Raw genomic sequence first — 18,769 nt, 5'->3', positions numbered from 1 at the left:
GCGGGACATATCCGACCTATAGAAGTCGATCTTGAATGCCCGTGCGTGCGGCGGCCGGTGTCGCGGAGTCTCCGTCCACCGCCCGGCGCGCGTACTCTTTCCTATGAGATGAGCGCGCCCACGACATTCGACGATCGGCACCGCACGTACGAGATCCGCACGTACGGGTGCCAGATGAACGTGCACGACTCCGAGCGCCTCGCCGGGCTGCTCGAGGACGCCGGCTACGCCCGCGCGGACGACGGCGCGACGCCCGACGTCGTCGTCTTCAACACCTGCGCGGTACGCGAGAACGCCGACAACCGGCTGTACGGCAACCTCGGCCACCTGCGGCCGGTCAAGGAGGGCCACGCCGGCATGCAGATCGCGGTCGGCGGCTGCCTCGCGCAGAAGGACCGCGACACGATCGTCAAGCGCGCCCCCTGGGTGGACGTCGTCTTCGGCACCCACAACATCGGCTCGCTGCCGGTGCTGCTGGAGCGCGCCCGCGTCCAGGAAGAGGCGCAGGTCGAGATCAAGGAAGCGCTCGAGACCTTCCCGAGCACACTGCCGACGCGCCGCGAGTCCCCGTACGCCGCGTGGGTGTCGATCTCGGTCGGTTGCAACAACACCTGCACCTTCTGCATCGTGCCGTCGCTGCGCGGCAAGGAGAAGGACCGCCGGCCCGGCGAGATCCTCGCCGAGGTCGAGGCGCTGGTCGCCGAGGGCGTCTGCGAGATCACCCTCCTCGGGCAGAACGTCAACTCCTACGGCGCCGAGTTCGGCGACCGGGGCGCGTTCGCCAAGCTGCTGCGCTCCTGCGGGGAGATCGACGGGCTGGAGCGCGTCCGGTTCACGTCCCCGCACCCGCGCGACTTCACCGACGACGTGATCGCCGCGATGGCCGAGACGCCCAACGTCATGCCCTCGCTGCACATGCCGCTGCAGTCCGGGTCCGACCCGGTGCTGAAGGCGATGCGCCGGTCGTACCGGCAGGAGCGCTACCTCGGCATCATCGAGCGGGTCCGCGCCGCGATCCCGGACGCCGCGATCACCACGGACATCATCGTCGGCTTCCCGGGCGAGACCGAGGAGGACTTCGAGCAGACGCTGCACGTGGTGCGCGAGGCACGGTTCTCCGGGGCGTTCACGTTCCAGTACTCCAAGCGGCCCGGCACGCCGGCGGCGGAGATGGCCGGCCAGGTGCCCAAGGAGGTCGTCCAGGAGCGGTACGAGCGCCTGATCGCCCTGCAGGAGGAGATCTCCTGGGCGGAGAACAAGAAGCAGCTCGGCCGCACCCTCGAAGTGCTCGTCGCCGAGGGCGAGGGCCGCAAGGACCAGCGCACGCACCGCATGTCCGGGCGGGCGCCGGACAACCGGCTCGTCCACTTCGGCCTCGGCGAGGGGGAGACCGAGGTGCCCCGCCCGGGCGACATGGTCACCGTTGACGTCACCTACGCCGCCCCGCACCACCTGGTCGCCGACGGGCCGGTCCGCGCCGTCCGGCGCACCCGGGCGGGCGACGCGTGGGAACGCCGCACCGCCGCGCCGAAGGGCGTGCCGCTCGGCATGCCGGGCATCGGCCGGCCCGCCACACCGCCGGTCTCCACCTGCCCGTGACCGCGTCTTCAGAGGCGGCCGAGTGCTGATCGCCGTCCGTGTCCTCCTGTCCGCGACCGCGTACTCAGGGGGCGGCTGAATGCTGACCGCTGTCGGTGTCCTTCTGGCCGTGACCGCGTTCTCAGGGGTGGCCGCCGTCGGTGTCCTTCTGGCCGTGACCGTCGCGCACGGGGTGGTCACGTGCTGATCTCCGCTGCGGTCTGCCCGCATCCGCCGCTGCTCGTTCCCGAGGTGGCGAGCGGCGCGGCGGTCGAGCTCGACGGCCTGCGGGCGGCGTGCGGCGTGGCCGTGCGCAGGCTCGGCGACGCCGACGTCCTCGTCGTGGTCGGCTCCGGACCGCGCACCCATGACTTCGGCGCCGACGCGGCGGGCACCCTGCGCCCGTACGGCGTCGACCTGACGGTCGGACCGGGCGAGCCCGTGCTGCCGCTCTCCCTGACGATCGGCCGGTGGCTCGTCGGCGACCGGGCGGCGGTGTACCGGAGCGTCGCGGAGGACGCCTCCGCGGCGGCGTGCCTCCGGCTCGGCGCGGAGCTCGCGGACCTCGCCGGTACGGTCGCGCTCTTGGTCATGGGCGACGGGTCGGCATGCCGTACGCAGGCCGCCCCCGGCTACTTCGATCCGCGCGCCGCCGGGTTCGACGCGGCGGTGGCGACGGCCCTGGCAGACGCGGACCAAGCCGCGCTCACCGGGCTCGACATCGGCCTCGCCGCGGAACTGCGGGCGGCCGGACGCGCGCCGTGGCAGGTCCTCGCCGGGGCGGCCGGAGAGGCCCCGTTCGACGCGGAGCTGCTGGCGGACGAGGCCCCGTACGGCGTCGGGTACCTCGTCGCGAGCTGGGCCCGCCGCACGCGGTGACGGTCGCGGCCCGCTCCGCCGACCGGCAGCGGGTCACGTCTTGACGGCCGCATCGGGCCGTGCCGGTCGGCGGAGCGGGCTATGGCGGTCGGCGGCGGGTTATGACGGTCGGCCGCCCGTCGGATCGGCGCCTCCTGGGCTGCCGCGGTCTTCGGGCTCGTGTTCGCCGCCGGAGCGCTCCACGAATCGCCGTGCCTGTTCCTGAGCCGTGTCGATCTGACCGGAGTACTTCCCGCCGGTCTTGCGGTCGGCCATGTCGCCGGCCTTCTCGATCGCTTCTTCCACCTTGTCGCCGTGCTGGCCGAGAAGGTTCTTCACCTTGTCCATGAGGGACATTCGAGCTCCCGTGAGGCCTCATGCCGGGACACCGGCCCTCGGCGCCCCTATCGGCCATCTGCCCCCATATCCGGCAGGGGAACCCCGTCGGCGGCGACGCGCGCTCCAGAGTGATCCGTGCCTCGGTGACCGTGCGGTCTGTGCCGCCCTGGCCTGTGCCGATCTGGCAGAGAACGAGTGCGCTCGGCTCCGGAGCAGACCGGAGCCGAGCGCACCATCGCGCCGCGGGAGGGCGTCGCGTCAGCAGGAACCGTTGTCGGTCCAGACGTTCTGCGCGTTCGCGCCGGGCACGTCACCCTGGGTCCACCACTTGGCGGTCCAGCGGTGGCCGTTGTACGACACGCTCGCGCCGCTGGTGTAGGCCGTGCCGGAGTTCCAGGCCGACAGCCCGCCGCAGCCCGTGCTGCCGCCACCGCCGCCGATCTGGTTGACCGCCTGCTGGGCTTCGGCCATGTGCTGCTGGTAGGCGCCGTTGGTGTAGGTCGTCCACGGCGTCCAGTCGTTACCGGACGAGGAGATCCGGTAGGCGGCCTGCGCGGCGCCGTTCGGGTCGAACGCCTGCGCGTCGGACACCTCGGAGTGCCAGTACGAGTTGATCTGCCACAGTCCGCGGTCGCGGCTGCAGTCCGAGTCGACCAGCACCGCGCGGGTCCAGCCGCTGCTCTCGGCGAGCGCCACGGCCACGGAGACGACCAGCCCGTTGCCGGTGAAGCCGTTGTTCTTGGCGGTCTGGGCGACCTGTACGGCGGTGAAGTGGTCGCCGGCGAGTGTGCTGGTCACCGTGCAGGTGGCCGCGGGATGGGCCGAGTTGCGGGCGGCACCGGGCGGGATGGTGCCGGCTTCCGCGGCGGTGCCGGTGAGAGCGGTCAACAGGGCTGCGGCGAGCAAGCCGGGGAGCCACGTGCGAAGCAGCATCGATCCTCCAGGGGCGGGGTGCGGGAGATGGCGGGGGCACCGCCGTACGGTGTCGGCGGGCTGACGCATGCACGTGATGGCCGGTCCACGACCGGCCTGATGAGGGGGTCGGAGGGCGGGGTGACCTGGGAGCGCTCCGGGCTGACTCTTAAGAAAGTTTCCTAAAAGTTGCCTTGATGGTAGACCGCGGTCGTTCGGCCGACAAGCGGTCCTGACGTCTGGTCCGGGGGAACTTGACCGGTCTACCTCGCGTACTGGGCCTCGTCCTCGGGGTGAGCGGCGATCGGCCGGATAAGGGCGTCCTGATCCAGTCCGGGAGCCGATCCGAAACGCGCTCCGTCCGTCGTGGGGCCTCGGTCAGGGGGTTCGCTCGCTCGTATGCGGAGGAAGCACCCCGGAGGAAACGGCAGAATTAAGCCGGTGGGGGAGATGAAGGTGATCGCCGTGGTCGGGCCGACCGCCGCGGGCAAGTCCGACCTCGCGGTCGAGCTCGCCCTGCGGCTCGGCGGCGAGATCGTGAACGCCGACTCCATGCAGCTCTATCGCGGCATGGACATCGGCACCGCCAAGCTCGCCGAGCCGGAGTGGCGCGGAGTGCCGCACCATCTGCTCGACGTGTGGGACGTCACCCGTACGGCCAGCGTCGCCGAGTACCAGGAGACGGCGCGCCGGGCGGTCGCCGAGATCCGCGGGCGCGGGCGGGTGCCGCTGCTCGTCGGCGGCTCCGGCCTGTACGTCCGGGCGGTCCTGGACGACCTGGAGTTCCCCGGCACCGACCCGGAGCTGCGCGCGCGGCTGGAGGAGGAGCTCGCCGAGCACGGGTCCGCCGCGCTGCACGCCCGCCTCGCCGGGCTCGACCCGGCCGCGGCCGCGTCGATCCTGCCCAGCAACGGCCGCCGCGTCGTACGGGCCCTCGAGGTGATCGAGATGACCGGCCGGCCCTTCACCGCCTCCATGCCGTCGTACGCCGACACCGGCGACTCGGTGCAGGTGGGCCTGACCGTGCCCCGGCCGGAGCTCGACGAGCGCATCGCCGTACGGGTCGAGCGGATGTGGAAGGCCGGGTTCGTCGACGAGGTCCGCCGCCTCGAGCCGGACGGGCTGCGCGAGGGGCTGACCGCTAGCCGCGCGCTCGGCTACGCCCAGGTGCTGCGGTTCCTGTCGGGGGAGTGGACCGAGGAGGAGGCGAAGCAGGAGACGATCCGGGCCACCCGGCGGTTCGCCCGCCGTCAGGAGTCGTGGTTCCGCCGTGATCCCCGCGTGCGCTGGGTCCCCTACGACGCGCCCGTCGAGACGGCGCTGGATACGATCGGGCCATGCGCTTCGTGAAGGGACACGGCACGGAGAACGACTTCGTGATCGTGCCGGATCCGGATGGCTCGCTCGACCTGACGCCGTCTCTCGTGGCCGCCCTGTGCGACCGGCGCGCGGGCATCGGCGCCGACGGCGTGCTGCGTGTCCTGCGCTCCAAGGCGCTGGGCCGCGACGACCTCGGTGCCGAGTGGTTCATGGACTACCGCAACGCCGACGGCAGCATCGCCGAGATGTGCGGCAACGGCGTGCGAGTCTTCGCCCGTTACCTGGTCGACGCCGGCCTGGCCGCCCCCGGCGACCTCGCCGTCGGGACACGGGCGGGCGTACGCGCGGTGAGCCTGGGCGCGACCGGCGACGTGACGGTGGACATGGGCGCCCCCGAGCTCCTCGGGAAGGGCCGGGCGGTCGTCTCGGGCCGGTCGTACGCCGGGCTGCGGATCTCCATGGGCAACCCGCACCTGGCCTGCGCGATCGACGAGCCGGTCGCCGGCCTCGACCTGACGCGCGCCCCCGGTTTCAACCCGGCCGCCTTCCCCGAGGGCGTCAACGTCGAGCTGTTCCGGCCGCTCGACGACGGCCGGGTGGAGATGCGCGTGTACGAGCGGGGGTCGGGCGAGACGCGCTCGTGCGGTACGGGCACGGTCGCGACGGCCGTGGCCGCCGCCCACGCCGAGGGACGCACGACGGGCACCTGGGAGATCGTCGTCCCGGGCGGAGTCGTCACCGTCATCCTGGACGGCACGACGAGCTTCCTGCGCGGCCCGGCGGTCCTCGTCGCCGAGGGCGAACTGCGTCCCGACTGGCTCGCCGCCCGCTGAGCGTCGCCCTCAGGTCCTCGTACCAGGGGCGATGCGGAACAGCACGCTCGGGCGCAGCGGCCCTTCGGGCGCGGTGGGGTCGTCGAAGTCGTCGGCAGGATTCCGGGTCATGCCGATCCGGCGCATCACCGCCTGCGAACGGACGTTGGTGGCCGTTGTCACAGCGACGATCTCGGGAAGCTCAAGGCTGTCGAAGCCGTAGGCCAGGACCGTCCGCGCGGCCTCGGTGGCGTAGCCATGGCCCCAAGCCGGCCGGGCGAGCCTCCAGCCGATCTCCACTCCGGTGAACGGCATGTGGGCCTCCAGCTGGTCCAAGCCCGCGAAGCCGATGAACTCGCCCGTGGCCCGCACCTCAATCGCCCAGAACCCGTAGCCCCGCTGGTCGAGCTCGGCCTGGAACCGCGCCGCGGAGGCGTCGCTCTGTTCGCGGGTGAGCAGGTCGCCCAAGTGCTCTCGAACCTCGGGATCGGCGTTCATCGCCGCCCACGGTTCAAGGTCGGAAGCACGCCATGGACGGAGGATGAGGCGATCGGTACGTAGTTCGGCCATGTCGCCCAGCCAAACGTGAGCCCTGACCTCGGTGCAATCCCTTTTCAGCCGGTCAGGGCGCGGATGCCCTCGCGGAGGGTCTCGGTGTCGACGCCCTTCACGCCCACATCGCACACCGCGCTGACGCCGCAGGGGATGTGACCGCTTTCGCCTCGAACCGCCCTCGTCATCGTCCGTACTCTTGCGTACGGACAGCGATCGGAGGTCGGATGGTCTTGCCTCGTCGTGTCGGGTGCTGGCTGTTGACAGCGACCGCATGCGCCGTCCTCCTGGGCGTGGTGTCCGTCGTATGGTCCGTGCTCACCTGGGACCCCAGGAAGTCCATGGGACCCGAGGTGACAGATCCGCGGGCCTGTCCGGGCAGCAACGTCTCCCTCGCCGAGGCCGCCGCGCACTTCGGGTTCACGATCCCGGCCGACGCGACCGAGGTTCACTTCTCCTCCGACCTGCATCCCATCTTCGGCGAGTACAGCCTGCAGGTCTCCTTTCAGACGACCTCCGCCGGATTGCGCGCCTTCCTGACCACGGCGGACCTGGCCGAACCCGCGGCAGATCGCTCCTCGGGCGATAGGCCCTCGTTCGTGAACGGACCGAGCTGCGGCTTCGGGTCGGCCTCCCTCTCCGCTCCGCGCTATTGGGGAGACGACCCGGATGCCAAGCCGTTCCAACGCCAAGTGGCGGTGGACCGGACCGACACGGCCCAGCCCCGCGTGGTCCTGTCCGCCTTGGACGTTTGACGTCGCCGCCACCACCATCGGACGGGGTCGGATGAACGTTCAGTCGCTCCGGATCCGTGCGCGCGATGGCACGATGAGTGACGTTGTGAGGCCCTCGCGCCCTCATCGCAATAGGAAGCCGTCGAGCTGGACGGCATTCCAATGCCCTCGTCGGCCGTTGCCGTCGGACGAGAGGCTGTCTAGCGGGTCAATGCGCGGATGCCCTCGCGCAGGGTGTCGGCGTCGACGTCCTCCAGGATGAGCCGCTGGAGGACGAAGCCCGGCACGAGGCAGAACAGCGTGGCGCCGACGGCCCAGGGATCCGCGTCGGCGGGCAGGCGTCCCGCGTCGCGCATCCGCTCGGCGAGCTTCACCCACCACTGGCGGGTGTCGGCGAACAGGTCACGGACGATGGCGCCGATCGCCGGGTTGTGCATCGCCTCGACCCATGCGGCGGGTGCGACGCGGAGCGCGCCCTCGTCCTCCAGCAGGGTCTCGATCCGCTGGACGAGCCGGCCGACGACCTCCTCCAGCGGGGGCAGGGCGTCCTCGCTGAGGATCTCCTTCAGCAGACCGGCGATGATGCCCTGGTTCTCCACGCCGATGGCGTGGACGATCTCTTCTTTGCTCTTGAAGTAGCGGTAGACGGCGCCGGCCGAAAGTCCCGACTCCTTGAAGACGTCCTGCATGGACGTCTGGTGGAAACCCTTGCGGCCGAAGCACCGCCGGGCCGCGTCGAGGATCTGCCGGCGACGCTGTTCGAGATGCTCCTCGCTGACCTTGGGCACGCTTCCCATAATAAAACGAACATTCGTTCTTGACAAACCCCGGTGAGGCTTGTGATCGTGGGGGGTCGATAAGAGAACGAACATCCGCTTTATTGGAGTGGGACGATGAAGACCTCTCTTCGCGCCGTCCTCGTTGGCCTGCTGGCCGTCGCCGTACAGGCGCTCATGGTGGCCACGTTCGCCTGGCCCGCCGCCCGTATCGCACCCCGCCACGTGCCGGTCGTCGTGGCCGGTCCCGCCCCGGCCGCCGCATCCGTCGCGCAGCGACTCGGCGCCGAGCGTCCCGGGGCGTTCGAGGTGAAGCTGCGGCCCGACGAGGCCGCCGCCCGGCGGGCGCTGGCCGACCGCGAGGCGTACGGCGCCATCGTCGTCACGCAGGGCGGGCCGCGGGTGCTCGTCGCCTCCGCCGCGAGCCCGACCGTCGCGCAGCTGCTCACCCAGATGTCCCAGCAGTTGTCCGGGGCCAGGGTGCCGGCCCCGCAGGACGTCGTACCGGCCGATCGCGACGATCCGCGAGGTGCCGCGTTCGGCGCTCTCGTGCTGCCGCTCGTCATGTCGAGCCTGATCTGCGGCATCCTCCTGACGCTCCTGGTCGGTTCCGCGGAGTGGCGGTGGATCGGCCTGGTGGTGTTCGCGGCCGGGGCGGGGTTCGTCACCGCCGCGATCGTGATGGGCGGCCTGTCGGTGATGCCGGGCTCGTACGTGGCCGTCGCCGGCGTGGTGGGGCTGACCAGTCTCGCGGTGGCGAGCGCCGTGGCCGGACTCGGCGCGGTGCTCGGTCGGGCCGGGATCGGCCTGGGCGCGGTCACGATGATGCTCGTCGCCAACCCGCTCTCGGGCGTCACCTCCGCACCTGAGCTGCTGCCCCGGCCGTGGGGGACGATCGGCCAGGACCTGCCCGCCGGAGCGGGCGGCACGCTCCTGCGGTCGGTCGCGTTCTTCGACGGCGCGCGGGCGGGCGGCCCGCTCACGGTCCTGCTCGCCTGGTCGGCGGCCGGCCTCCTCCTGGTCGGCGCCGGGGCACTGCGCAACCGGCGCGTCCGGTCGGCGAGCGCTCCCGAACGGCACGCTCCCACGCCCGTCCCCGCCGGCTCGTGACCCGGCCCCCAGACCCGAGGTGAGCCGGGCGTCTCCGGGAAGTCACCCGGCACTCCGGCGCCCCCGGCCTCGCGTGGACTTTCGCGACACATCCGAGGAGGCCGCGTTCCGCACGGAGCTCCGCTCGTGGCTCGAGGAGAACGCACCGACGCACCTGGGCACGGCACGACGAGTCACCTGCGCGGCCCGGCGGTCCTCGTGGCAGAGGGTGAGCTGCACGCCGACTGGTTCGCCGCGGCCCGCCGGGCCGCCTGGCCGATCCCGCGTTCGCTTTTTTCGCACGGTTTGTTCTTTCGGGTGTCGGCCACGAGCTGCTTGGCGCGGTCCGTTGGTCTCCCGCCGTGTCTACTTGGTCTGCTCGGTCGCCTTGATCGCGCGTTGCTCGGCAAGGGCGGCCCGCAGCTCGGCCTCGGCCACGAGCCTCTGTGTGGCGCTCACCGCGGCCGCGTGCCGCTCGGCGTCCTGCCGCTCCGCCTCTTCCCGCCGCGCCGCGAGCTGGATCTCGAACTCCGCCTCGGCCCGGGCGCGCTGGGCCTCGCTCTCCTCGAGGATGCGCTGGGCCTGGGCCCGCATCTCGTCGGCGTAGCGCTTGGCCGTGATGAGGATTTCGTCGCGCTCCCGCTTGGTGGACGCCCGCAGCTGGGCGACCTCCCGCTCGGTGGTGGTGCGCAGCTTCGCGATGTGCCGCTCGGCCGCGGCGCGCTTCTCGGCGACTTCGTGTGCGACCGTGGCGCGGAGCATGGCCACCTCACGCTCGGTCGCGGCGGTCAGCTTGTCGACCTCCTGGCCGGCTTCGATGCGCGCCTCTGCCATCTTCGCTTCCAGGCCATCGAGGGTCTGCTCTTCCCGCTCTATGGCGGCGCGAAGCTCCGCGAGCCGCTGATCGGCAGCGGCGATCACCCTGTCGCGTTCGTCTCCGGCCTCGGCCAGGACCTCCTCGGCGTCGCTCGCCGCAGCGGCGCGCAGGAGCCTGGCCTCGCGTTCCGTCCGTGCCTGCAGCCTGGCCATCTCCCGTTCGGCGGCCTCCCGGAACCGGGTGATCTCCGAATCCGCCGGCGCCGTTGCCGTGACCAGCCAATCGCCGGACACGATCGGCCGACCCTGCTGGACGTGGAGGCGCTGCACCACCCCTGAGACGTCACTGTGCAATTCCCAGATCGCACCGCTCTCCAGGCGAGCCTCCGCCATGACGGTGCCGACCCCGAACGCCTGTCCGACCGCGATGCGCCACCGCAGCAGGTTGGCCACTCCGGCCGGAAACTCCCATCGCAACGCGAGATCGGTCTGACCGGGGGGAGTGGGTCCCGCGCGCCGGGTCGGTATCTGGCGCGCCCAGGCCGCCGCACCGTAAACGACGGCCAACTCGGGGTCTTCGGCAAATCGAACCGGCCGTCCCAGCTCGCGGCTCACGTACTCGGCGACCATTGGCATCCGGGAGGTTCCGCCGGCAAGGAGCACCGCCGTGACCTGAGAAATATTGATCTTCGCGCGGGTCAGCAGGCCGCGACAGCATACGAGAGTGCGTGCCAGCAGCGGGGCGGCCAGTTCGGCCAGGCGCTTCCGATTCAGCACGACCAGCAGGTCCGCCGGGCTGAAGTAGTCCTCGACGCGGTCCGTGTCACTGAGTTGATGCTTGAGCTGTCGGACGAAGTCCACCAGCTCAAGCCGGATGCGCTGGGCGGTACGCGCCGCTTCTCCATCGGCCGCCGGTCGCAGCAGTCCGGCCAGGTGATCGCCGCCGATGCGCCGCACCTCGGTGAAGAGCGCGGCGTCCATGTCTCTGCCGCCGACGTCGTCCACGGCGTCCCTGCCCAGGACGTCATGGGTTCCGTAATCGCCGATCCGGACCAGCGCCGTATCGAACGTGCCGCCGCCGAAGTCGTACACCAGCACCAGGTCACCTGGGCCGAACGGATCGCTGGACAGCGGGGCCAGCGCAGCGGCCACGGGTTCGGCCAGCAGTTCCGTCATACGGAATCCCGCCGCCTCCCCCGCCTTCAGCAGGAGTTCGCGGCGCGGATCGCCCGGCTCGTAACTGGCCGGCATGGTCAGTACGGCCCGGGAGACGGGTTCGCCGTGCAGCCGCTCGGCTTCGGCCTTCACCGCCGCGACGATCGCGGTCACCAAATCGTGCGGCTGATAACTCCGGTCTCCCAGCACGATCGGTGTGCTCGATCCGAGCTCGCGTTTGAACTCGTCCTGGTAATGCGCGGGACGTACTCGCTTGCGGCGGTCCGCCGCCGTCCCGACCAGCAGCCGTTCCCCGTCCTGGCATACGGCGGAGGGCCAGGCGTGCAGCCCCGATGGTTCCTTGACGAGACGTACTCCGTTTCCGGTCAGCAGGGCACCGGATGTCGCCGATGTGCCGACGTCCACTGTGAGAATAGGCTCGCTCATGCGGCCTCCTAGTCATCGTCATCGGACGTGGCGTGATCGAGCGCGTCGATCTCCTCGACCAGCCGATCGTAGGCCCGACGGACCACGCGAATGGCCGTCCGGGTGGGACCGCTGTAGCCGGGGTCGAGCCCCAGCGCGGCCCAGTGAGAGAGCCGATCTCTGGCGAAGGCGGCGAGTTCTTTCCAGGTGGCCGTGGCCGGTAGTCCGAGCCGGTCCCTGATGGAGGAGCCGCGTTCCCCCGTCACTCGCAGCATCTCCTCCACGTCGGCCTCATTAAGGTCCAGCAGCCCCTCATAGTGGTCACGCAGGGTCTTCAGCTCGCGGGACAGTCCTTCCTCGCGTTGCAGGATCGCCATGAAGTCGCCGACCGCGGCGGTCAGCGTGGCGCGGTCCTGCCCGCTGAGGCGCGGCGCGAGGCGCTGCGGCAGGGACAGCACCATGTGGCAGATCCGATTCAACTTGAGGAGATCGGTGCGGCCGCCGAAGTGTTCCACCAGCAGCCGCCGGAAGCCCGACAACCCGCTGCGGTCGTAGAGTTCCGTGCGGAGCTCTTCCACGTCGCAGACCCCGGCGCGAATGAGTTCGCAGGCCAGTACGATCCCGTACCCGGAGAAGCGGCGCAGCAGCGCCGCGCGTCTCGGCGCGGAGACGGCCACATCGGGGAATTCGCCCGTCGCGAAGCTCGGCCCCCGGCGCACACGGCGCACAAGCCTGTCGGGCGCCAGCCGCGCCAGCTCGACGAGATCCGCGTGTTCGGTCGCATCCATGGTCATCGCGGCCGCGCCCATCAGTCCGGCGACCGGGACAAGGCGATACAGGAGTCGCCGTGCCTCTGGACGCGACATGATCTGCTCGGCGACTCGCTGGCCGACCTCGATCGGATCGGTTCCCTTGCGCGGGTCCCAGTACAGCTCGATCTTGGTCAACGCACCGATCGTGTTGAGCGGCCCGGCCGTGCCCGGTGTCTGGAAGCCGGCCAGCACGTCCTGATCGGTGCCGTGCAGGCCGCGCGCGAATACCAGGATGAGCGCATCCGACGTGGCGACCTGAGAGATCGTCGCATTTCGAACGTCCTCACCGGTACGCGCGAGCAGCCGGAGCGTGCTGAGGGCATCGTCTCCGAAGATCGAGTCGAGGCCCGGCGTGTCGATGAGGTCGAAGGACTTCAGGTAAGGGCTCGGGTCGGTCACATAGAGGTACGAGATCTGTTCGAAGAACCGTGCCTGGGCGGGGTCGTCGACCGTACGGGCGCGTACGGCCAGTGCTTCGAGATCGATCAGGTCTCGCCGCTCGGGCGGGCGCGTGGGGTCGCGGAAGTGTACGGTCAGGCTGGATTCAGGGGCGTGGTGGATCCAGTTCACGTTGTAGGTGAGCTCGGCCACGCCGGTCGGCGCAAGGTAACCGCCGATCAACGCGTTGGCCAGCGTCGACTTCCCTGAACTCACCCGGCCGATCAACGCGACCCGCAGCGGCTCGGCCATCGCCGCCGCCTGCAGGTCCAGGGCGTGGCGAGCCGGCGCCAACGCTGGCGCCTCGCCAAGCCGGGACCGTGCCGTCTCGAAGGTCGCGGAGAGCCGGTCTCTCAGGGTCATTCCGCATGCCCCATCGCCCCTGTCGCCCGCCACAACTCCTCGACGGACGTGACATGCGCCGCGATCCGGTCGCGGAGTAGCAGCAGAGGCGCGCGTTCGGTCTCCAGCTTGGCATGTTGTCGCTCGGCTTCATCTGCCGTCGCCGCGCGGGTGGACTCGATCCGGTGGAGGGCGTCCTCCGCGCTCTCCCGTTCCTGCGCGATACGGCCATCGAGCTCGCGTATGGTGGCACGCTCGTACGAGGCAATCAGATCGTCCAGGCTTTCCAGGATGTGGAGTTCCAGCGCCCGGCGTACCGGGGCGAGCTCGTCCTGAACAGCGCGACGTCGAGCCTCGAACTCCGCCTGTTCGGCCGCCGCCAGCGCCTTGCGATAGCCGACGACTATTCCGGCGATCTGCCCGAGAACCCCGCCAAAACCTATTCCTGCGGGGCCGAGGAAGGAACCCAGCAAGGCGCCCAATGCCGCCGCTCCGGACAGGTCGCCAGCGACGCTGAACAACTGCCGGGGCCGCCAGTTCTGCTCGGTCCCGCCCAGCCACGCGTCCAGTGTCAGGCCTGGCACTGGTGGCGCGGGGAGGCTCCCCATGTGTGCGGGACCCAGATCGACGCCCGATCGCCGAGTGAACTCCTGCTGGAGCATTGCGGCGTCGCGCGCCGCACGCTCTCCCACCGACGCGGCCAGAGCGGCGGCATCCGCGGCGATGCGGCCCATGAGGCGTTCAGGATCGCGCAGCAGTTCCTTGTCGTACAGGTAGCCTGCACGGATCCGCAGCCACAGCTCCTCGAGTCCGGTCGCCGCGATGCGTTTGCAGCGCCGGCCCAAGAGTCGGAGTTCCTCGGCCAATTCCTCCCGCCAGGTGGCCTGGTCTCGTCCCATGGCGTCGAGCCGTTCACGGCGGAGCCGGGCCTCGACGCCAAGTTGCTCGAGTTCTCCTGCAGCCGTCGTGGTCAGCGCGGCGAGTTCTTCGTCCAGGGGGCGCATCAGGGACTGGGCGCTCGCGTCCAGGTCACGGAGCGCGCCGCCGAGCAACGTCCGCACGCGCCGTCTCGCCAGAGTGCTCCAGAGCACTTCTTCCAACTGGGCGAAGTTTCCTAGGAACAGATCCTCTTCGTCGCCGTCCAGCAGATAGTCGCGATGGGCGTTGCTGGACACCGGGACGATCCGGAGTTGCTTGGCCGGGTGGCCGATGGTCTCGCTCAGCTGCGCCAGGTCATTCGCCATCAACTCCTGGTAGTCGGCCTCCGCATCGATCTTCGTGAGAACGAAGATGAAAGCGTCATCGGTGTCCGTGATCGCGTGGGCGGCGCTGCGCAGGAACTCGATCTCGCTGTTCAGCAACGGCTGGGTGGCATCGACGACGAAGATGATGGCATCGGCGGTGGGCAGGAAGGCCAGGGCGACAGCAGTGTGCGCTTCGTAGATGCCGCCGACGCCGGGTGTGTCCATCAGCGTCAATCCGGAGGCCAACCTGGGATTCGGAGTCTCGATCCGCACGGCTTCGACGTGCTTGGTGTTGTGCGGGTTCGCGCTTTCGGTGACGTAGCGCGCGATCTCCGCACGCGTTATCTCCCGGATTTCGCGGGTGGTGTCATCTGCCGTTCCGGAGAGCAGGATCTCGATCCGTTCCCGGTCACCGTGGGTCACGGTTGTGACGGTGTTCGTCGCGATGTCCTCGAACACCGGAAACAGAACCGGCTCCGTGACCTCCCCGAGGAGGGCGTTCAGCAGACTCGATTTCCCTCGCTTGAACTCGCCGAAGACCATCACCGTCAATTGCCCGCGTTCGAGCCGCTGTCTGGCTGCATCCAGACGGTCCGATGTTGTCTTCGCACCACGGACGGTGGCGATACGGGAGACTTCCCGAAACAACGCGAGAACCTCTTGGCGCAGAGTATCGAACCTGGTCACTCGCGTTCTACCCTTAGAATCCCGGCGGCACTATGGAAGCCGCGCACCAATCGGATGCCGAAGCGCTGGAGGCGGTTCCCGGCAGATTCCGAATTCTCGCTGTGGATCCTATCCGCTGGGTTGCACGCCCTACGGGGATTCAGAGAGTCGTGGCAGGCGACCCTGGCCTGCCGCGCACATCGCACCGCGCGACGTGCCCGTCGCCCGCGCGGCACTGAACGGCACAACGTCGCAAGCTCGCGTGCGCGGTCGGCGGTCGACTTGTCGATTACCGAATCGGTTTCGGTTACGATGTGCGCCATGACCCCCGTGAAGCGCCAGGCACGCGCCGAGCGCACCCGCGCCGCGCTGCTGACGGCCGCCCGGGAGGTGTTCGAGGAGCATGGCTTCCTCGACGCCAAGATCAGTGAGATCTGTGACCGGGCCGGCGTCGCGTACGGCAGCTTCTACACGCACTTCGCCGACAAGGACGCCGTCTTCGCCGAGCTGATCGACGAGATGCTGAGCGGCCTGCTCACCGTGATGCGGGCCGAGCCGCTCAACGGCGACGGCCCCGCGGCGCGCATCGCCAGCGCCAACCGCGCCTACCTGCGCGCCTACCGGGACAACGCCCGGCTGATGGCGGTCTTCGAGCAGGTCGCCACGTTCTCCCCGGCGATGCGCGAGACGTACCTGCGGGCGTGGGGGGTCTTCTACGACCGGCAGGAGCGCGCCATCCGGGAGTGGCAGCGGGCCGGTCTGGTCCCCGAGGACGTCGACCCGCGTACGGCCGCGGTCGCGCTCGCGACGATGATCGGCCGGACGGCGTACACCTGGTACGTCCTCGGCCGGCCCCACGACGACGGCGACGTCGAACAGCTCACCCGGCTGTACTGCCGGGCGATCGGCATGTAGGAGGCAGCGTGGACTTTCGCGACACACCCGAGGAGGCCGCGTTCCGCGCGGAGCTCCGTTCGTGGCTCGAGGAGAACGCGCCGCGCCGCGCGATCGAGGCGGGTCGGGGCGACTTCGACGAGCAGCGGGCGTGGGGCGGCCGGCTCTACGCGGCCGGTTACGTCGGGCTGACCTGGCCGGAGGAGTACGGCGGGCGTGGCCTGTCCCCGACGTACCAGGCCATCTACCTGGAGGAGTCGGCCCGCGCCGACGCCCCCGGGCACCCGGGCGTCATCGGCCTGAACATGGCCGGCCCGACGATCATCGCCTGGGGCACCGGCGAGCAGAAGCAGCGCTACCTCAAACCGCTGCTGTCGGGCGAGGAGATCTGGTGCCAGGGCTTCTCCGAGCCCGGCTCCGGCTCGGACCTGGCCGCCGGCCGGACCACCGCTGTCCTCGACGGCGACCACTGGGTGGTCAACGGGCAGAAGGTCTGGTCGTCCTACGCGCACAAGGCCGACTGGTGCATCCTCGTCGTCCGTACGGACCCGGACGCGCCCAAGCACGCCGGACTGTCCTACCTCATCGTTGACATGCACGCGCCCGGCGTGACCGTACGGCCGCTGCACCAGATCACCGGCGACCCGGAGTTCAACGAGATCTTCTTCGACGACGTCCGGGTGCCGCGCGAGTCGATCCTCGGCCGGCCCGGTGACGGGTGGAAGGTCGCGATGACCACGCTGCTGCACGAGCGCGGCACGCTCGGCTTCGCCCTGTCCGCGGAGCTCGAGCGCATGGTCAACCACCTGGTCGACCTCGTACGGCAGCCGGGCCCGGACGGCCGGCGGCCCGCCGACGACCCGCTGGTCCGCGACGCCGTTGCCCGCGAGTGGATCGAGATGCAGTCGCTGCGCTTCACCAACTACCGGTCGCTCACGACCCTGCTGGAGACCGGGATCCCCGGCCCGGAGGGGTCGGGCGTCAAGCTCGCCTGGAGTGAGGCCAACCAGCGCCTGACCTCGTTCGCCCAGTCGGTGTTCGGCCTGCACGCCCAGGTCACCGGCGACGAGGCGCCGTGGAACGGGTTCTGGCAGTACTGGCAGCTGCGGGCCCGGGGCAACACGATCGAGGCGGGCACCTCGGAGATCCTGCGCAACATCATCGCCGAGCGGGTCCTCGGCCTGCCGAAGGGACGTTGATCATGGACTTCGCGTTCTCCGAAGAGCAGGAGCAGCTGCGCGGTTTCGCCCGCGAGTTCCTCGCGGACCGTTACGACGACGTCGATCTGGCGCGGCTCGCCGACTCCGAGACCGGCGTCGACGCCGAGGTGTGGCCGAAGCTCGCGGAGATGGGCTGGCTCGACACCGAGCTGACCTTCCTCGACCAGGCCGTGCTGCTGGAGGAGACCGGCTACCGGCCGCTCGCGGCGCCGTACTTCTCCACGGCCGTCCTCGCGGCTCCCGCGCTCGACGACGAGACGGCCAAGCGTGTCGCGGAGGGCGGGCTGACGGCCACGCTGGCGTGGGCCGAGCCCGGCGTGCCGCAGGGGCTGCTGGACCCGGCCGGCGCGACGGTCTCCGGCGGGCGGCTCACCGGCGAGAAGATCCTCGTGCCGGACGGCGCCGCGGTCGACCTGTTCGTCGTCACGGCCGCCGACGGGCTCTACGCCGTCGAGGCCTCCGCGGCCACGGTCGCTCCGCACCGCGCGCTGGACGGCACGCGGCGGCCGGCGACCGTGCGGTTCGACGGGGCCCCCGCGCGCCCGCTGGCGAGCGGGGACGCCGCCGCGGAGCTGCTCGGCCGGATCCGTGACCGCGCGTACGCCGCGGCGGCCCTGGAAGCGGTCGGCGTCGCCCAGCGCGCGCTGGACCTGCTCGTCGCCTACGCCAAGGAGCGCAAGCAGTTCGGCAAGCCGATCGGCGTCTACCAGGCCGTGTCGCACAAGGCGTCCGACGTCTACGTACGGCTTCAGGAGGCCCGTTCGCTGGCCTACTGGGCGGCGTGGTGTGTCGCCGAGGACGACCCGATGGCGCGCCAGGCCTGCCTCGCGGCCAAGGCGTTCGCCGGGGATGCGGCGGTCTTCGCCTGCGAGAACGCCATCCAGGGGCACGGCGGGATCGGCTTCACCTGGGAGCACGTGCTGCACCGCTACTACAAACGCGCCCAGTGGCTCGCCGCGTTCGACGGCCCCGCCCGCGCCCAGCACGCCGAGATCGCAGCCTTCCTTCTTGACTGAAATCTCTACTTTCGGAACCGTGCGGTTGAGTCGTTCCGCGAGCTCCGTGTAAAGATGACAGGCCCCGCGTTATGCGCGGGGCCTGTCTGTTTCAGCGTCTCCGTCGATGATTAGCGTCGGCTTATCCTAAAGTGGTATATCGCTTTTTATTTGGCTATCAAGCCTAATAGTGGCGACATGGATTCCGGGGCGCCACCGTCCGGGGCGTGATCGTGAAGGGTGGAGGCGGCTCGGTCGTCACTCGAGGATCAGGCATTCGCACCATACGATTTTTCCACCTGAGTACAACGTTTCATATCCCCAGTCCTTGGAGAGGGCTTGGACGAGAACGAGTCCGCGGCCGTTCTCGTCATCGTCCGAGGCTGTGCGCCTATGCGGTGATTCGTCACTTCTGTCCCACACTTCTATCAGCAGCTTCTCCGAGAACGTCGAGAGACAGAGATAGATCGACGAACCCGTCTCGCTCCGCGCGGCGCGGTGCGAGCCGCCCCGGCCGCTGGTGGCCTTCACCGCGTTGGTCACCAGCTCGCTGACCAGGAGCTCCGCAGTCTCGATCATGGTCTCCAGCCGCCAGGTGCGCAACGCCCACCGCGTATAGGCCCGGGCTCGGCCCGCCGCGCTGGGCAGAGCGGCGATGAGCATGCAGCTCGAACGAGGTGAAGATGGCATCTCTTACGCCTTCCTGACGGTGAGAGATTTCCCCTCCCACGTCTACCTGGAGAGACGTAGTCTCGACCCAAAGACCCGGTTACCGTGAGCGCGAGCGCCCG

At 70.1% G+C, this 18,769-nt stretch carries 18 protein-coding genes; 9 read left to right on the top strand and 9 right to left on the bottom strand.

Annotation, left to right across the window (positions count from 1 at the left end; all coding sequences use genetic code 11):
* The first annotated feature begins 108 nt into the window (after positions 1-108).
* Together miaB and ACYVF7_RS44960 are read left to right on the top strand one after the other, a co-directional pair.
* On the top strand, positions 109-1,599 hold the full coding sequence (gene miaB / locus ACYVF7_RS44965; protein WP_460352090.1) for a tRNA (N6-isopentenyl adenosine(37)-C2)-methylthiotransferase MiaB: 1,491 nt from the start codon (positions 109-111) through the stop codon (positions 1,597-1,599).
* Positions 1,600-1,779: 180 nt separating this feature from the next.
* Positions 1,780-2,457, top strand: a complete 678-nt coding sequence (locus ACYVF7_RS44960; RefSeq protein WP_460352089.1) for a class III extradiol ring-cleavage dioxygenase family protein — start codon at positions 1,780-1,782, stop codon at positions 2,455-2,457.
* A 99-nt stretch (positions 2,458-2,556) separates the two neighbouring features.
* Here ACYVF7_RS44960 and ACYVF7_RS44955 read toward each other — a convergent pair whose 3' ends face one another.
* Positions 2,557-2,784 carry an antitoxin gene (locus ACYVF7_RS44955; RefSeq protein WP_460352088.1) on the bottom strand — a complete coding sequence of 76 codons (228 nt, stop codon included), beginning with the start codon at positions 2,782-2,784 and terminating at the stop codon, positions 2,557-2,559.
* A 249-nt stretch (positions 2,785-3,033) separates the two neighbouring features.
* On the bottom strand, positions 3,034-3,708 hold the full coding sequence (locus tag ACYVF7_RS44950; protein WP_460352087.1) for a carbohydrate-binding protein: 675 nt from the start codon (positions 3,706-3,708) through the stop codon (positions 3,034-3,036).
* Between the two features lie 429 nt (positions 3,709-4,137).
* Between ACYVF7_RS44950 and miaA the strand changes: the two genes are divergently transcribed.
* Positions 4,138-5,037, top strand: coding sequence for a tRNA (adenosine(37)-N6)-dimethylallyltransferase MiaA (gene miaA / locus ACYVF7_RS44945; RefSeq protein ID WP_460358465.1), 900 nt, complete (start codon positions 4,138-4,140; stop codon positions 5,035-5,037).
* Positions 5,025-5,840: a diaminopimelate epimerase gene (gene dapF / locus ACYVF7_RS44940; RefSeq protein ID WP_460352086.1), complete on the top strand. Its 816-nt coding sequence runs from the start codon at positions 5,025-5,027 to the stop codon at positions 5,838-5,840. The genes miaA and dapF overlap by 13 nt, the downstream gene beginning before the upstream one ends.
* Positions 5,841-5,849: 9 nt before the next feature.
* Here dapF and ACYVF7_RS44935 read toward each other — a convergent pair whose 3' ends face one another.
* Entirely contained in the window at positions 5,850-6,389 is a 540-nt protein-coding gene (locus ACYVF7_RS44935; RefSeq protein ID WP_460352085.1) for a GNAT family N-acetyltransferase, read from the bottom strand.
* Positions 6,390-6,433: 44 nt separating this feature from the next.
* Positions 6,434-6,559, bottom strand: a complete 126-nt coding sequence (locus ACYVF7_RS44930) for a hypothetical protein (protein ID WP_460352084.1) — start codon at positions 6,557-6,559, stop codon at positions 6,434-6,436.
* A 72-nt stretch (positions 6,560-6,631) separates the two neighbouring features.
* Between ACYVF7_RS44930 and ACYVF7_RS44925 the strand changes: the two genes are divergently transcribed.
* On the top strand, positions 6,632-7,126 hold the full coding sequence (locus ACYVF7_RS44925) for a hypothetical protein (RefSeq protein ID WP_460352083.1): 495 nt from the start codon (positions 6,632-6,634) through the stop codon (positions 7,124-7,126).
* Between the two features lie 179 nt (positions 7,127-7,305).
* Here ACYVF7_RS44925 and ACYVF7_RS44920 read toward each other — a convergent pair whose 3' ends face one another.
* Positions 7,306-7,893, bottom strand: coding sequence for a TetR/AcrR family transcriptional regulator (locus ACYVF7_RS44920; protein ID WP_460352082.1), 588 nt, complete (start codon positions 7,891-7,893; stop codon positions 7,306-7,308).
* Between the two features lie 105 nt (positions 7,894-7,998).
* Here ACYVF7_RS44920 and ACYVF7_RS44915 point away from each other — a divergent pair, with 105 nt between their 5' ends.
* Complete coding sequence (locus ACYVF7_RS44915) at positions 7,999-8,991, top strand: hypothetical protein (protein WP_460352081.1); 993 nt, start codon at positions 7,999-8,001, stop codon at positions 8,989-8,991.
* 345 nt (positions 8,992-9,336) lie between these two features.
* On the opposite strand, the gene ACYVF7_RS44910 is transcribed toward ACYVF7_RS44915, so the two are convergent.
* Genes ACYVF7_RS44910 through ACYVF7_RS44900 form a run of 3 tightly spaced genes read right to left on the bottom strand, consistent with a single transcriptional unit; the run spans position 9,337 to position 14,890 of the window.
* Positions 9,337-11,388, bottom strand: a complete 2,052-nt coding sequence (locus tag ACYVF7_RS44910; protein ID WP_460352080.1) for an Hsp70 family protein — start codon at positions 11,386-11,388, stop codon at positions 9,337-9,339.
* Between the two features lie 8 nt (positions 11,389-11,396).
* Positions 11,397-12,980 (bottom strand): dynamin family protein, encoded by a 1,584-nt coding sequence (locus ACYVF7_RS44905; protein ID WP_460352079.1) that lies wholly within the window; start codon positions 12,978-12,980, stop codon positions 11,397-11,399.
* Positions 12,977-14,890, bottom strand: a complete 1,914-nt coding sequence (locus ACYVF7_RS44900; RefSeq protein ID WP_460352078.1) for a dynamin family protein — start codon at positions 14,888-14,890, stop codon at positions 12,977-12,979. The genes ACYVF7_RS44905 and ACYVF7_RS44900 overlap by 4 nt, the downstream gene beginning before the upstream one ends.
* 300 nt (positions 14,891-15,190) lie before the next feature.
* On the opposite strand from ACYVF7_RS44900, the gene ACYVF7_RS44895 reads away from it, so the two are divergent.
* From ACYVF7_RS44895 to ACYVF7_RS44885, 3 genes are read left to right on the top strand one after another with little or no spacing between them, the layout of a single operon-like run.
* Positions 15,191-15,784 (top strand): TetR/AcrR family transcriptional regulator, encoded by a 594-nt coding sequence (locus ACYVF7_RS44895; protein WP_460352077.1) that lies wholly within the window; start codon positions 15,191-15,193, stop codon positions 15,782-15,784.
* 8 nt (positions 15,785-15,792) lie between these two features.
* On the top strand, positions 15,793-16,962 hold the full coding sequence (locus ACYVF7_RS44890; RefSeq protein WP_460352076.1) for an acyl-CoA dehydrogenase family protein: 1,170 nt from the start codon (positions 15,793-15,795) through the stop codon (positions 16,960-16,962).
* 2 nt (positions 16,963-16,964) lie between these two features.
* Complete coding sequence (locus ACYVF7_RS44885) at positions 16,965-17,999, top strand: acyl-CoA dehydrogenase family protein (protein WP_460352075.1); 1,035 nt, start codon at positions 16,965-16,967, stop codon at positions 17,997-17,999.
* Between the two features lie 237 nt (positions 18,000-18,236).
* Here ACYVF7_RS44885 and ACYVF7_RS44880 read toward each other — a convergent pair whose 3' ends face one another.
* Positions 18,237-18,641, bottom strand: coding sequence for an ATP-binding protein (locus tag ACYVF7_RS44880; protein WP_460352074.1), 405 nt, complete (start codon positions 18,639-18,641; stop codon positions 18,237-18,239).
* Positions 18,642-18,769: the final 128 nt, after the last annotated feature.

It is taken from the genome of Actinoallomurus acanthiterrae, assembly GCF_054775715.1.
This window is presented reverse-complemented; position numbering and strand designations above follow the sequence as displayed.

What these genes read in the sequence shown, in the direction of transcription:
- ACYVF7_RS44910 (WP_460352080.1), bottom strand. Translation starts at nt 11,388, where the DNA reads ATGAGCGAGCCTATTCTCACAGTGGACGTCGGCACATCGGCGACATCC.
- ACYVF7_RS44915 (WP_460352081.1), top strand. Translation starts at nt 7,999, where the DNA reads ATGAAGACCTCTCTTCGCGCCGTCCTCGTTGGCCTGCTGGCCGTCGCC.
- ACYVF7_RS44950 (WP_460352087.1), bottom strand. Translation starts at nt 3,708, where the DNA reads ATGCTGCTTCGCACGTGGCTCCCCGGCTTGCTCGCCGCAGCCCTGTTG.
- ACYVF7_RS44895 (WP_460352077.1), top strand. Translation starts at nt 15,191, where the DNA reads ATGACCCCCGTGAAGCGCCAGGCACGCGCCGAGCGCACCCGCGCCGCG.
- miaB (WP_460352090.1), top strand. Translation starts at nt 109, where the DNA reads ATGAGCGCGCCCACGACATTCGACGATCGGCACCGCACGTACGAGATC.
- ACYVF7_RS44885 (WP_460352075.1), top strand. Translation starts at nt 16,965, where the DNA reads ATGGACTTCGCGTTCTCCGAAGAGCAGGAGCAGCTGCGCGGTTTCGCC.
- dapF (WP_460352086.1), top strand. Translation starts at nt 5,025, where the DNA reads ATGCGCTTCGTGAAGGGACACGGCACGGAGAACGACTTCGTGATCGTG.
- ACYVF7_RS44905 (WP_460352079.1), bottom strand. Translation starts at nt 12,980, where the DNA reads ATGACCCTGAGAGACCGGCTCTCCGCGACCTTCGAGACGGCACGGTCC.
- ACYVF7_RS44880 (WP_460352074.1), bottom strand. Translation starts at nt 18,641, where the DNA reads ATGCTCATCGCCGCTCTGCCCAGCGCGGCGGGCCGAGCCCGGGCCTAT.
- ACYVF7_RS44935 (WP_460352085.1), bottom strand. Translation starts at nt 6,389, where the DNA reads ATGGCCGAACTACGTACCGATCGCCTCATCCTCCGTCCATGGCGTGCT.
- miaA (WP_460358465.1), top strand. Translation starts at nt 4,138, where the DNA reads ATGAAGGTGATCGCCGTGGTCGGGCCGACCGCCGCGGGCAAGTCCGAC.
- ACYVF7_RS44930 (WP_460352084.1), bottom strand. Translation starts at nt 6,559, where the DNA reads ATGACGAGGGCGGTTCGAGGCGAAAGCGGTCACATCCCCTGCGGCGTC.
- ACYVF7_RS44955 (WP_460352088.1), bottom strand. Translation starts at nt 2,784, where the DNA reads ATGGACAAGGTGAAGAACCTTCTCGGCCAGCACGGCGACAAGGTGGAA.